General features: G+C 68.2%; 12 protein-coding genes. 9 read left to right on the top strand and 3 right to left on the bottom strand.

All coding sequences use genetic code 11. From position 1 onward, the window contains the following. Positions 1-3 precede the first annotated feature (3 nt). Positions 4-624: an L-threonylcarbamoyladenylate synthase gene (locus B1A87_RS08315; protein ID WP_078029329.1), complete on the bottom strand. Its 621-nt coding sequence runs from the start codon at positions 622-624 to the stop codon at positions 4-6. Between the two features lie 35 nt (positions 625-659). Beyond that, positions 660-2,636 (bottom strand): amino acid transporter, encoded by a 1,977-nt coding sequence (locus B1A87_RS08310; protein WP_078029330.1) that lies wholly within the window; start codon positions 2,634-2,636, stop codon positions 660-662. 187 nt (positions 2,637-2,823) lie between these two features. Between B1A87_RS08310 and B1A87_RS24625 the strand changes: the two genes are divergently transcribed. The 5 genes from B1A87_RS24625 (at position 2,824) to B1A87_RS08285 (ending at position 6,868) form a co-directional block, all read left to right on the top strand. Beyond that, entirely contained in the window at positions 2,824-3,876 is a 1,053-nt protein-coding gene (locus tag B1A87_RS24625; RefSeq protein WP_313902464.1) for a DUF4118 domain-containing protein, read from the top strand. An 89-nt stretch (positions 3,877-3,965) separates the two neighbouring features. After that, positions 3,966-4,871, top strand: a complete 906-nt coding sequence (locus B1A87_RS24620) for an ATP-binding protein (protein ID WP_313902463.1) — start codon at positions 3,966-3,968, stop codon at positions 4,869-4,871. Next, complete coding sequence (locus B1A87_RS08295; RefSeq protein WP_078029332.1) at positions 4,868-5,542, top strand: response regulator; 675 nt, start codon at positions 4,868-4,870, stop codon at positions 5,540-5,542. The genes B1A87_RS24620 and B1A87_RS08295 overlap by 4 nt, the downstream gene beginning before the upstream one ends. 124 nt (positions 5,543-5,666) lie before the next feature. Then, positions 5,667-6,104, top strand: coding sequence for a VOC family protein (locus B1A87_RS08290; RefSeq protein WP_078029333.1), 438 nt, complete (start codon positions 5,667-5,669; stop codon positions 6,102-6,104). 89 nt (positions 6,105-6,193) lie between these two features. Beyond that, positions 6,194-6,868, top strand: a complete 675-nt coding sequence (locus B1A87_RS08285) for a hypothetical protein (RefSeq protein ID WP_078029334.1) — start codon at positions 6,194-6,196, stop codon at positions 6,866-6,868. Between the two features lie 32 nt (positions 6,869-6,900). Here B1A87_RS08285 and B1A87_RS08280 read toward each other — a convergent pair whose 3' ends face one another. Continuing rightward, positions 6,901-9,297, bottom strand: coding sequence for a phosphoketolase (locus tag B1A87_RS08280; protein WP_078029335.1), 2,397 nt, complete (start codon positions 9,295-9,297; stop codon positions 6,901-6,903). A 236-nt stretch (positions 9,298-9,533) separates the two neighbouring features. Here B1A87_RS08280 and B1A87_RS08275 point away from each other — a divergent pair, with 236 nt between their 5' ends. The 4 genes from B1A87_RS08275 to B1A87_RS08260 all read left to right on the top strand — a co-directional run bounded on the left by B1A87_RS08275 (position 9,534) and on the right by B1A87_RS08260 (position 12,640). Then, positions 9,534-10,403: a universal stress protein gene (locus tag B1A87_RS08275; RefSeq protein ID WP_078029336.1), complete on the top strand. Its 870-nt coding sequence runs from the start codon at positions 9,534-9,536 to the stop codon at positions 10,401-10,403. 79 nt (positions 10,404-10,482) lie between these two features. Next, the gene (locus B1A87_RS08270; RefSeq protein ID WP_078029337.1) at positions 10,483-10,989 is read left to right on the top strand and encodes an HAD domain-containing protein; all 507 of its coding nucleotides are present in this window, start codon (positions 10,483-10,485) and stop codon (positions 10,987-10,989) included. Positions 10,990-11,204: 215 nt separating this feature from the next. Then, positions 11,205-12,422, top strand: coding sequence for an inorganic phosphate transporter (locus B1A87_RS08265; protein WP_078029338.1), 1,218 nt, complete (start codon positions 11,205-11,207; stop codon positions 12,420-12,422). Then, positions 12,419-12,640, top strand: a complete 222-nt coding sequence (locus B1A87_RS08260; protein ID WP_078029339.1) for a hypothetical protein — start codon at positions 12,419-12,421, stop codon at positions 12,638-12,640. Before B1A87_RS08265 ends, B1A87_RS08260 begins: the two co-directional genes overlap by 4 nt. The last annotated feature ends 58 nt before the right edge of the window (positions 12,641-12,698 follow it).

Raw genomic sequence — 12,698 nt, 5'->3', positions numbered from 1 at the left:
CGCCTATTCAAACCGCGACGGATCGCCGGTTCCCCGGCGCACCACCTCGGCCACGCCGCTGGAGAAATCGACCACGGTGGTCGGCTCCGCGCCGCAGTCGCCGGAATCGACGACGGCGTCCACCACATGGTCAAGCCGCTCCTTGATTTCCCAGCCCTGCGTGAGCGGATCCTCCTCGTCCGGCAGCAGCAGCGTGCTGGACAGCAGCGGTTCCCCCAGCTCGGCCAGGAGGGCCTGCACGAAGTTGTGGTCCGGGATGCGCACGCCCACCGTTTTCTTCTTCGGATGCAGGAGCCGCCGCGGCACTTCCTTGGTCGCCGGCAGGATGAAGGTGTAGCTGCCCGGCGTCACGGATTTGATGCTGCGGAACACATCGTTGCCGATGTTCACGAACTGCCCCAGCTGGGCGAAGTCGCGGCAGACCAGCGTGAAGTGGTGCTTGCTGTCCAGCTGGCGGATGGTCCGGATCCGGTCCAGTGCCTCCTTGTTGCCCAGTTGCGCGCCGAGGGCGTAGCACGAGTCCGTGGGGTAGGCGATCAGGCCGCCCGAATGAAGGAGATCCACGATTTGGGAAATCGCGCGCGGCTGTGGGTCCTCGGGGTGAACATCAAAGAATCTCGCCATGCCACGAGCCTACGGCCCAGCAGCGGTTCCCGCACTCATCCCACGTGGACCCAGGGCCGCTTTGTGACGTCGGGCTCGGCTTCGCGCAGCACTTCGCGGGTGACCGGTGCGATCTCGCCTTCGCCCAGGAACAGGAAGCGCAGCAGGTTCACCACGGGATTTCCCTCGGTCCAGCGGAAGTAGATGTGCGGCATGAGCCCCGTGACGTCCCGGATGTGCAGCAGCACGGAGGCGATGGTGTTGGGCACCACGGGCCCGTGCACCTCCAGGATCCGGTAGCCGTGCCGGACCACTCCGCGCACCTGCAGTTCGGTTTCGAAGTCGGAGGAATCGTCCACGATCACTTCCAGGAACAGCGCCTCGTAGTCGACCGGCAGGTGGCTGACCTCTATGGCGGACGTCAGTTTCTGCCGGTACGCGTCGGCGCTCAGCCTCAGGGGTTCGTGGGCGATGATGCCCATGGGGCCGTCGTCGTCCGCCGCCACGAATTCCAGGGCGGTCCTGTCCAGGCGGACATGGGTGGCGTGGAGTTCGAAGGACCGCCCGATCCTGGAAAGCAGCGAGATGACAATGATGCCCACGATGAAGAACCCGGCGATCCGGATCCCTTCGGGCCGTTCCACCACATTGACGATGGTGGTGTAGATGAACACGAGGGCGATCAGGCCGAATCCGAAGGTCCGTTTCCGCTGCTGGCGGCGGCGGGCCGAGAGCGCCACGGCAACAGCCGCGGACGTCATCAGCACCAGGACGCCGGTGGCGTAGGCGCCGCCCTGGGCATCGACGTCGGCCTCAAAAAGGATGGTGACCAGGAAAGCGATCACCGCGAACACCAGCACCAGGGGCCGGACGGCCTTGGCCCACTCGGGCGCCATCCCATAGCGGGGGAGGTATTTGGGGACGAGGTTCAGCAGCCCGGCCATCGCGGACGCGCCGGCGAACCACAGGATGGCGATGGTGCTGACGTCGTAGACGGTGCCGAAGCCCGACCCGAGGTACTCGTGGGCCAGGAACGCCAGGGCACGGCCGTTCGCCTGCCCGCCCGGTTCGAATTCGGGGCCCGGAATGAGGATCACCGTGATGAAGCTGCTCGCGATCAGGAAGGCGCTCATGATCAGCGCCGCCGTGGTCAGCATGCGGCGTGTGCCCTGGATGCGGCCGGCAGGGTTCTCCAGGGTATCGGTCGCGTGGCCGCGGACCTGCGGCATCACCGCGACCCCGGTTTCGAAGCCGGACAGGCCGAGCGCCAGCTTGGGGAACACCAGCAGGGCAATGCCCACGGCCAGGACCGGATTCCCGTGGGACGTGGCCAGGGCCCGCCACCAGTCACCGACGGCGGCCGGATGGGTCAGGGTCTCGACGGCGGTCCTCGCCACCACGACGACGTTCAGGCCCAGATACACGGCCACGAGCACGACGGCGATGCCGATCGCCTCCTTGAACCCGCGCAGGAACACCGCGGCGAGCAGAGCCAGCAGGACGAGCGTCACCGGGATTTCCTGGCCGTGGAGCCAGCCGGGGGAGTACGGGTTCTGGACGAGGTGCGCTGTCGCATCCGCGGCGGACAGGGTCATGGTGATCATGAAGTCCGTGGCCGCGAAGCCGAGCAGCACCAGGACGAAGAGTTTGCCGCCCCACCGCGGCAGCAGCCGCTCGAGCATGGCAATGGATCCCTCGCCGCGGGAGCTCTCGCCGGCTACCCGGCGGTACACGGGCAGTGCCCCGCAAAGCGTGACGGCAACCAAGACAAGCGTGGCCAGCGGAGAAATGGCTCCGGCCGCGAGCGCCGCAATGGCCGGCTGGTAACCGAGCGTGGAGAAGTAGTCCACCCCGGTCAGGCACATGACCTGCCACCACGGGTGACGGCGCTCGTGCGCCGCGGTCAGTCCGCCGGGCCCCTGGTGGGATCCCTTGCTGTCCTGCAGGCCCAGGAGCAGCCAGCTCTTGAGCCGCGCCTGCCGGTGGGGCCGGAGCGCCGAGGGGTCCGCGGGCGGACGGGTCATGGTGGTCATGGGGCCTTTCAGCACGCAGCACGGCGCCGCGGGCACAGCCGAAACTAGCACCGGACCCGCGGGACTCCGCCGGTTTGTTCGGTATCTTGACGGATCCTTAACGCCGGTGTGAGGCACGCCATGCTGCCGGCCCGCGCCGGCCGGCCCGCGGGGCCACATGAACCCGCACTGGTGAAAGAATGGCGTCATGGCACGGGAACGGATTGTCATTGGCTTGTCCGGTGGAGGTGAGGGGGAGATCCTGATCCGCCGCGCGGCCAGGATCCTCGGTGCCTCCGGGGAGGGGGAGCTGATCGCGGTCCATGTCCGTTCCGCCGGCGGCGTCTCCGGCGAATCGCCCCAGGCCCTCGAAGCCCAGCGCCGGCTCATCGTGGAGCTGGGCGGCAGCTACCACACCGTCGCGGCACCGGATCCTGCCCGGGCGCTCCTCGAGTTCGCCGCGAACGTCGGCGCCACCAGGATCGTCATCGGCCAGTCCCGCAGCCGGAGGATGGCCCCGTTCGCGTCCGGCGGCTCTGAGTCCCGGATTGTCCGCGGGGCCGGAGACATCGATGTGCAGGTGGTGCCCCATCCCCAGGCCGGCCGCGGTGCAGGCCGAACAAGGCAACGGGATCTCGGCCGGGTCCGTGTGGGCGTCGGGTTTGTCCTCGCAGCCGCGGTTCCCGTACTGATGCAGCTGCTGCTGGCCTCCTTCGATCACAGCGTGGCCACCGCCGCCCTGCTCCAGCTTGCCGGTGCCGTGGCCGTCGCCCTGGTCGGCGGCTTGTGGCCGGCCGTCGCCGGTGCGCTCTGGAGCAGCCTGCTGGTCAACTACTTCTCCACGCCGCCCGTGGGCGACCTCGCCATCCACGACCCCCAGGACCTGCTCTCACTGGGCGTGTTCGTCGGAGTGTCCGTGGCAGTGGCCGGCGTGGTGGACCGGTCCGCCCGCCGCTCCAAGGAGGCCGCCCGCGCCCGGGCCGAAGCGGCAACGCTGGGCGACCTCACCCGCGGGGCGACCCGGTCAGAGGACACTGTGGCCAGCCTGCTGGAGCAGGCGCTGGACGTCTTCGGGGTGCGCGCCGCCGCGGTGTTCACCGGGGCGGCGGGTTCGCCGCCGCAGCCGGCTCAAGTGCGGCCGGTCCAGGTGCGGCCGGCTCAACCTCAGCCGGTCATGTCGCCGGCAGCCACCGTGCCCGGGGGAATCCGGACGGCGGCGCGGACCGTGACGTCCGGCTGCTCGCGAGCGCCGGGGCGCTGACAGAACCGGAACGCGAGGGACGGGACTTCGCCGGACATACGGTCGAGCCGATCGACGGCGGCACCTGGCTGGTGCTCTTTGGCCGCGCAGTGCCGGCCGCGGATAGCCGCCTGCTGGGTGCCTTCGCGGTGCATGTGATGGCCCAGCTGGAGCGGCAGCAGCTGGCTGCCAGCCGGCTGGAGGTTCTGCGGCTTGCCGAAGGGAACACGATGCGCACGGCCATTCTACGGGCCGTGTCCCACGACCTGCGGACGCCGCTGGCAGGAATCAAGCTGGCCGTGGGCGGCCTCCTGCAGACGGCGGTCACGTACACGCCGGGCGAACAGAAGGAACTGCTGGAAACCATCGATGAATGCACGGACCGGCTCGACGTCCTCGTGGGGAACCTCCTGGACATGTCGCGGATTACCGCGGATTCGGTCCAGCCGCTCCTCAGGCCGGTCCGGTGGTTTGAGGTGGTTCCTCCCGCCCTGCGCGGCCTGCCCGCCGGAACCGTGCGGGTGGACCTGCCGCCCAACATGCCAGCCGTCGACGCCGACCCGGGCCTGCTTGAACGTGTCATCGCCAACATCGTTGAAAATGCCGTCAAGTACGCGCCAGGGTCCGACATCACTGTCGCCGGCTCCGCCGGAGGCCTCAGCACTGCCACCCTGGACGGGCATCCCTCCGGCGAGCTGAGGATCATTGATCACGGCAGCGGCGTGCCGGCCAGCAACGTCGTGGCCATGTTCCGGCCTTTCCAGCGCCTGGACGACATTGCGCGGACCTCCGGCGTGGGCCTGGGCCTGGCGGTTGCCAAGGGGTTCGTCGCCGCGATGGGCGGAAGCCTGACGGCGCAGGAAACCCCAGGCGGAGGCCTCACCATGGTGATCCGCCTGCGGTTGTCGACCGGCGTCGGCGCCGGCCCGGTCTCCGCCGGTTCCGCTTCCTCGGCCCTCTCCGCCGCTGCGGCGCCCGGCGGCGCGGCGGATGGTCCTGCGGAGGCCGCACCGTGACCAGCATCCTCGTGGTGGACGATGATCCCCACCTGCTGAAGGCCCTGAGGATCACCCTGCAGGCGCACGGGTACAGCGTGGACACTGCCCCGGACGGCCGCTCGGCGTTGCTGGCGGCCACCCGCAACCCGCCCGGCCTGGTGGTTCTGGACCTCGGGCTCCCCGACATGGACGGGGCCGCCGTGCTGACAGAATTCCGCCGCTGGAGCAGTGCGCCCGTGCTGGTGCTCTCTGCCCGGCACGGGTCAGCCGACAAAGTCGACGCCCTGGATGCCGGGGCCGATGACTACATCACCAAGCCGTTCGGCCTGGAGGAACTCCTCGCCCGGCTCCGTGCGCTGCTGCGCCGGGCCCCGGAGGCCGCAGAAGCGCCCACCGTCACCACGGCCGAATTCACGGTGGACCTCGGCCAGCGGGTGGTCACCCGGAACGGGGAGTCGGTGCGGCTGACCCCCACCGAATGGAGCATCCTGGAACTCCTGGTCCGCAACCCCGGAAAGCTCGTCACCCAGCAGCAGATCCTCTCGACCGTGTGGGGTCCCGCCTACGCCAAGGAAGCCAACTACCTGCGCGTCTACATCGCCCAGCTCCGCCGCAAACTGGAAGCGGACACCGGCAATCCGCGCCACCTCCTGACCGAGGCGGGCATCGGCTACCGGTTCCGGCCCTGACGCCGCGGGGAACGTGACGCCGCGGGGAACCGGGAGAACCCCTATGAACGCGGCCGGGTTTGGGGCAACATTTGTAGTGCTTCACTTCCGTCACACAAGTTCCGCCACATAAGGAGAACCGACCGTGTCCACGCTGCTCAACCCGTACATCAGCTTCCGTGACAACGCCCGCGAGGCCATGAACTTCTACCAGTCCGTCTTTGGCGGCCAACTCACGCTGAACACCTTCGGGGACTTCAACGCCAGCGAGGACCCGGCCGAGGCGGACAAGATCATGCACGGGATGCTGACTGCGGACAAAGGCTTCGTTCTCATGGGGGCCGACACCCCCAAGTCCATGGACTACACGCCCGGAACCAGCATCTCGGTATCCCTCAGCGGAGAGGACGAAGGCGAACTGCGCGGCTACTACGACAAGCTGTCCGGTGACGGCGGCACCGTCACGGTCCCGATGGAACGCGCGCCGTGGGGCGACATCTTCGGCATGTGCACCGACAGGTTCGGCATCGCGTGGCTGGTCAACGTCAACGCCCCGGGCGGACAGGCAGCGCCGGCTTCCTAGCGGCGCCATCGCGCGGGTCGGAGCAGGCGTTGCCCCGGCACGGCGACTGCACCCTTGAGGTGCGTGCGGGGCGGTGCGACCATTGACGAATGCAGCCCCTTTTTGACTTCATCGGCCACTTCTGGTGGCTCATATTTCCGTTGAGCGGAGTCGTTGGCGGGTGGAGCAAGGCGTGGTCGAAGGCCAGCGAACAGCGGCACCAGCGCAGGGTGGAGCTCTACCGGCTCCGGAACCAGGCGCTCTCGGCGGAGCAGGCCGGCGAAGCCGAGGTCGCGGCGCTGCTGGCCGCGCACGATGACGTCAACCGGCGCTGGCTGGACTACGAGCTGGACGTGGGCAAACTCATCGACTTCCCCGTCATGACGGACGTCCGGGAACCTCTCACCGTGGCGTTCCTGCGGGCCAAACGGGAAGCCGACGGGCTGCGGCCTGCGGATCCGGCCCGCATGGGCAACAGGACCCGCCTGGACGAATACCGCGCAGCCGTTCGCAGTTTTGAGCTCGCGTTCGACATCGCCGAGCGCGAAGCCCGGCGCATCAGGGACAGCAACTTTTCAGCGGAGGAACGCCAGAAGCTAGCGACGGCACGGAAGCTGCTGCGGATCGCCGAAGATGAGGCCGCCACGCCGGCCGAACGGCAGACGGCGTACAAGCGCGCGCGGCACGAGCTGGAGGGCCTGATTGTCCTGCCCGATGCAACACGTGCGGCACTCGAGGAGAAAGTCGCCCGGATGCTCGGGACAGGGCGGTCGGCCGCGACGTGAACCGCGGTTCCACCTGAATTGGGAGAGCCAGCCTAGCCCGGCGGCGTCCAGGCCCACTCGCGGATCTCCGGAAGGTCCTCGAAGTGCTCGCGGATGTACTCGGCATGGGCGTCCAGCTGCCGGTTGCAATGGTCCGTGAGCGCTTTGGCGCCCGGAAGCTGCCGCGGCATGCGCCGGAGCGCCTCCAGGGCCAGATGGTAGCGGCTCATGCGGTTGAGCACCACCATGTCGAAGGGCGTTGTGGTGGTTCCCTGCTGGCTGTACCCGCGGACGTGGAAGCGTTCCGGGTTCGGGCGGCCGTGCAGCAACTGGTGGAACGATCGTGCGTAGCCGTGCCAGGCGACAACCACATCGCAGCTCTCCGTGAACAGCGAACTGAACGTCCCGTCGTCGAGACCGTGCGGGTGGGTGTCCCTGGGCGGAAGGACCATCGCGTCCATGACGTTGACCACCCGCACACGGGCGTCCGGGACGTGCCGCTGCAGGAGCCACGCGGCGGCCAGCGTCTCCTCGGTGGGGATGTCCCCAGCACAGGCGAGGACGATGTCAGGGCCGGCGGTGCCGCCCTGGTCCTCATTCCCGGCCCAGGCCCAGCGCGATGCTCCGGCTTCGGCATGGGCACGTGCTTCCTCAAGGGTGAGGTACTGGGGATGGGCCTGCTTGTCCACCACCACGAGGTTGACGTAGTCGGTGCTGAGCAGGACGTGCTCCGCCGTGGCCAGCAGGGTGTTGGAATCCGGCGGGAGGTAGATCCTGGTCACTTCGCCCGAGAGGGAAAGCACGGTGTCGATCAGGCCAGGACCCTGATGGCTGAACCCGTTGTGGTCGTTTCGCCAGCACGTTGACGTCAGCAGGATGTTCAGGCTCGGAACAGGGGAGCGCCATTCGAGCTCGCGGGCGTGCTGCAGCCACTTGGCGTGCTGGACCGTCATGGAGGCGCTGACCATCGCAAACGCCTCGTAGCTGGCGAAGAACCCGTGCCTCCCCGTCAGCAGGTAGCCTTCCAGCCAGCCCTGGCACAGGTGCTCGGAGAGCACCTCCATGACCCTGCCGTCCGGCGAGACGTGGTCGTCCGCGGCGTCACCGCCGTGCGGGGGAAGGAGCAGGCACCGGTCCGTGGCTTCGAACACGGCACCCAGCCGGTTGCTGTTGGTCTCGTCCGGGCAGAACAGCCGGAACCGGGGGTTGTCCGCCGTGCTGAGGTAGAGGTCCCTGAACAGTTCGCCGAGCGGTTTGGTGGTCTCGCTGCTGGTGGAGCCGCGCTCGCCGGGGTTGACGGCATACTGACCGAGGTCAGGGATCACGAGCGGGACGGCCGGCTGGCCGTTGGCCGGGGGCACGGACCCCATCCGCAGCCGGCCCTCCGGCGCCAGCGCTGCCAGTTCGGGTACGAGCCGGCCGGCGTCATCGAAAAGAGTTTCCGGCTTGTAGGAACGCATCCACTGTTCAAGCAGCGCGAGGTGCTCCGGATTGTCCTTGACGCCGGAGAGCGGCACCTGGTGGGCGCGGAAGGTTCCCTCGACCGGGCTGCCGTCCACGGTTTCAGGGCCGGTCCACCCCTTGGGTGTCCGCAGGATGATGGCGGGCCAGCGGGCGGCGTCCGCCGTGCGGCCGCCGCGGGCCTGCTCCTGGATGTCCCGGATGTCAGCGTACGCTCGGTCGACGGCCGAGGCCATCGCCCGGTGGACGTGACCGGGCCGGTCTCCGGAAACCGTCACCGGGTCCCAGCCGTGCGCTCGCAGCAGGGCTTCCACGTCCGCGTCTGAGCGGCGGCCGAGCACCGTGGGCCCCGAAATCTTGTGTCCGTTGAGGTGCAGGATCGGCAGGACTGCGCCGTCCCGTGCGGGGTTGAGAAAGAACGGCGCCGTCCATGATGCTGCCAGCGGCCCGGTTTCGGCCTCGCCGTCGCCAATCACGCAGGCGGCGATCAGCCCCGGGTTGTCCATGACCGCCCCGGTCGCGTGCATGAGTGAATAACCCAGCTCGCCGCCCTCATGGATGGATCCCGGGGTGGCCGGGCCCACATGGCTGCCCACGCCGCCCGGAGTCGAGAATTGCCGCGCGAGCCGCCGCAGCCCGGCAACGTCCTGCCCGACGTCGGGGTATATCTCCGAGTAGGTGCCCTCGAGGTAGACGTTGGCCACGACGGAGGGGCCGCCGTGCCCCGGTCCGGCCACGAACAGAACCTCTGCGGACGTCCGCCTGATCAGCCGGTTCAAGTGCACGTACACCAGGGACAGGCCCGGACCGGTTCCCCAGTGCCCCAGCAGCCTCGGCTTGATGTGGTCCGGCTCCAGCGGCTCCCGGAGCAGCGGGTTCTCCTGAAGGTAAATCTGGGCCACGGTCAGGTAGTTCGCCGCATCCCAGTACCGGTTCAGCAGCTCAAGTTCGTCGTCGGAGATTTCCTGGCCTGCTTCGGTGCTGCCCATGCACGTGCCTCTCGTCGGTCCTGCTACAGCGCTGACGGGCACAGTCTACCCGCGAGGAATCCGAGCGCTCCGGGACTCCGTGCCGGGGCTGAAGGACGCCCCCGCGTGGGGCCCAAAGCCCTTACGCGGGCAGCAGCGGGCGGAGGAAAATGAAGGTATCAGCGGCCCCTCGGCCTGCTGACCACGGGCTTTGCGATGAAGCAAGGCAGTGCGATGGAGCAGGGCAGGTTTCCGAAATGAACAAACCAATTGTCGTCGGCGTCAGCGGGTCGGCGGGCAGCGAGGCCGCAATGGCGTGGTCCCTCGATCGCGCAGCCCGGCTCAAGCTTCCCGTGATCGCCATGCATGCCGTGGATGACCGGTGGATAGCGCAGGAATTCCAGTACCACGAGATGATCAAGGAGTCTGCCCTGCAGCTCCTGCGGAAAGTTCAGCAGGACGCAGCCCTGCGGGCGCCCGGCGTCGACGTCCAGATCCAGCTGCGGCACGGCGGCACCGGGTCGGCACTTAAGGAGATGTCCAGGGACGCTTCCTTGCTGGTCATCGGATCACACGACAGGTACTGGGCCGACGGCGGGCCCATGACCGACAGGGCGCTCCAGATTGTCACCGCATCGGACAGCCCCGTGGCGGTCATTCCGCACCTCCCGGGACCCGAACGGCGGGGAGTTGTCGTGGGCGTGGACGGCTCCGAGGAGTCGAGCCAGGCTGTTGCGCTTGCGGCCGCCGAGGCTGACCGCGAAGGGGACGAACTGACAGCGGTCCTGGCCTTCCGGCAGCCCGCCAGATGGATACCGCGGGGACAGCCCGCCAGCAGGCTCGCCGAGGCGATGGAGGAAGAAGAGAAGGTTGTCCTCGCCGAAAGCGTCGCCGGGCTGGGCGACAGGTTCCCCGACCTCGTGGTGCATCAGCGGCTGGAAAGCGACATGGACCCGGCCAAGGCGCTCGTTGAGATGGCGGCGGATGCCCGGATGCTGGTGATCGGCAGCCGGGGACGGGGCGGGTTCAGCAGGCTCCTGCTCGGTTCGACGGCGCACGCGGTCCTGACGCGCGTGCCATGCCCCACGGTGGTCACCAGGGTGCACAAAATCCACCACGACGAGTAGCTGAGGGGCCTTGCCTGTCCGGACGCCGGTTCCGTAGCGTGGGCCGCAGAATCGAAGTTCGGCTTCCGGAGGGAACGCCGTGGGAAATGTCTCATTGTATTTGGACGTGGACGGCGTGGTGTGCCCCTTCGGTGCGACGGGCGGCACGCCGTGGGGCACCGCCTGGCGGTACGCGTACGCCGGAATGCTCGAGGTGGCGTACGCGGCGGAGCTGGTGGAGGACCTGAACCGGCTGGTGCCGGTGCCGGGCCTCCGGTGCGTGTGGCTGACCAGCTGGGAGGAGCTGGCTCCGGCCATCCTCTGCCCGGCCACGGGGCTCAACGGCAGCCGGTGGCCCGTGCTCACCGCGGACGGCGCGGGAAGCGGCGCGGAGTGGTGGAAGCTGGAAGCAATCCAGGCCGACGTGGGCATAAGCACCCCTGAGCGGATCATCTGGGTGGACGACCAGCTCGCCTATGAGGGCCGCGCCCAGGCCTGGGCGAGGATCCTGGGAGCGCGGGCACTGCTGGTGTCGCCGGACCCGCGGACCGGCCTGTCTCCGCAGGAGCTCGAAACCATCCGGATCTTCGCCCAGGGTCCGCCGTGACAACACCCCGCGCCGGATCCCGCCGGCCGGCCCCCGCAAACCCGGTTGAGTGCGCAGGTTGGAGCTCATGGCCAAGGCGCGTACGATCTATAGGGTTTCAAGCCCGTTCTGCAGCTCTGCAGCTCCCGCCGTATTAACTTTCGGTGAACTATGCTGTGCAGGGCAGGCAGGGGAAGTGGAACTGCTGAACGTCGACTCTGCAGATTGGGCAACAGGTGGATATCACCTTCATGGTGGCGCTGGTCATTGCGCTGGCATTATTTTTCGACTTCACGAACGGTTTTCATGACACCGCGAACGCGATGGCCACGCCTATCGCCACCGGTGCCATCAAGCCGAAGACTGCAGTTACTCTCGCGGCGATCCTGAACCTCGTGGGAGCGTTCCTGTCCACGGAAGTGGCCAAGACGGTCTCCGGCGGCATCATTCGCGAAGGCTCCGACGGCGTCCAGATAACACCGGACATCATCTTTGCCGGTCTCATGGGCGCCATTCTGTGGAACATGGTGACTTGGCTCAAGGGGCTGCCCTCAAGCTCGTCGCACGCACTCTTCGGCGGACTCATCGGCGCCGCGATCGCCGGCATCGGGTTCAACTCCGTGAATCTGGAGACCCTCCTCCAGAAAGTCATCCTTCCGGCCGTCTTTGCGCCCCTGATCGCCGGCATCGTTGCCTACGTCTGTACCCGACTGGCCTACGCCCTCACCTCCCGGCATGATCCGGAGACCGGCAGCAAGCTCACCCAGAAGCGCGGGGGCTTCCGCACCGGCCAGATCTTCACGTCAAGCCTCGTGGCCCTCGCCCACGGAACCAATGACGCCCAGAAGACCATGGGCATCATCACGCTGGTCCTCATTTCGGCCGGCAGCCAGCGTCCCGGTTCGGGTCCGCAGATCTGGGTCATCGCCGCCTGCGCCCTGGCCATTGCTGTGGGCACCTACGCCGGGGGCTGGCGCATCATCCGGACGATGGGGGCGGGGCTGACCGAGGTGAAGCCCGCGCAGGGCTTCGCGGCGGAGACCAGCACGGCGTCCGCCATCCTGGCTTCCTCGCACCTGGGCTTCGCGCTGTCCACCACTCAGGTGGCCTCCGGGTCCGTCATCGGGTCGGGGATGGGCCGGAAAGGCACGTCCGTCCGCTGGGGCATGGTCGGAAAGATCGCCCTCGGCTGGCTCTTCACGCTGCCCGCCGCCGGCATCGTGGGCGCCCTGACCGCGCTGCTCGTCAAGACCGGGGTTGTGGGCGTGGTCATCGCCGCCGTGGCAGGCACCGCCGCCGTGCTCTACATGTTCGTGGTTTCCCGCAAGTCCCAGGTCGGCCACCACAACGCCGTGGAGGTCGAGGAGGCCGGATCGGCCGTCCGTTTCGCGAAGAAGAAGGCCCTCGCCAGGGCCCGCGCCAAGGCAAACGAGTCAAAGGATACGCAGCGATGAAGTGGTTGGAACTCCTCACCGTAGCCGGCGCCACGCTGGTGTCCGCGGTGACGGTGGTGGTTCTCTATGCACTCGGCGTCCGGCTTACCGCCATTGCCGGCGACCAGCGGACAACCGCGCCCGGGTGGCTCCGTTCGCTGGCTTACGCGTGCTTCGCCCTGTGCGGGCTCGCCGTGCTGTTCGGGCTCTACCTGATCATCCCGTACTTCAGCAGCTAACAAGCCGGCAGGGCTGTCAGTGAACTCTGGGAACGCCGGACCGGAATCGCTAGGCTTG

Source organism: Arthrobacter sp. KBS0703, from assembly GCF_002008315.2.
Taxonomy (GTDB): domain Bacteria; phylum Actinomycetota; class Actinomycetes; order Actinomycetales; family Micrococcaceae; genus Arthrobacter.
The sequence above is the reverse complement of the archived record's forward strand: the minus strand, read 5'-3'. Positions and strand labels throughout refer to the sequence as shown.

What these genes read in the sequence shown, in the direction of transcription:
- B1A87_RS08315 (WP_078029329.1), bottom strand. Translation starts at nt 624, where the DNA reads ATGGCGAGATTCTTTGATGTTCACCCCGAGGACCCACAGCCGCGCGCG.
- B1A87_RS08310 (WP_078029330.1), bottom strand. Translation starts at nt 2,636, where the DNA reads ATGACCACCATGACCCGTCCGCCCGCGGACCCCTCGGCGCTCCGGCCC.
- B1A87_RS24625 (WP_313902464.1), top strand. Translation starts at nt 2,824, where the DNA reads ATGGCACGGGAACGGATTGTCATTGGCTTGTCCGGTGGAGGTGAGGGG.
- B1A87_RS08285 (WP_078029334.1), top strand. Translation starts at nt 6,194, where the DNA reads ATGCAGCCCCTTTTTGACTTCATCGGCCACTTCTGGTGGCTCATATTT.
- B1A87_RS08280 (WP_078029335.1), bottom strand. Translation starts at nt 9,297, where the DNA reads ATGGGCAGCACCGAAGCAGGCCAGGAAATCTCCGACGACGAACTTGAG.
- B1A87_RS08275 (WP_078029336.1), top strand. Translation starts at nt 9,534, where the DNA reads ATGAACAAACCAATTGTCGTCGGCGTCAGCGGGTCGGCGGGCAGCGAG.
- B1A87_RS08260 (WP_078029339.1), top strand. Translation starts at nt 12,419, where the DNA reads ATGAAGTGGTTGGAACTCCTCACCGTAGCCGGCGCCACGCTGGTGTCC.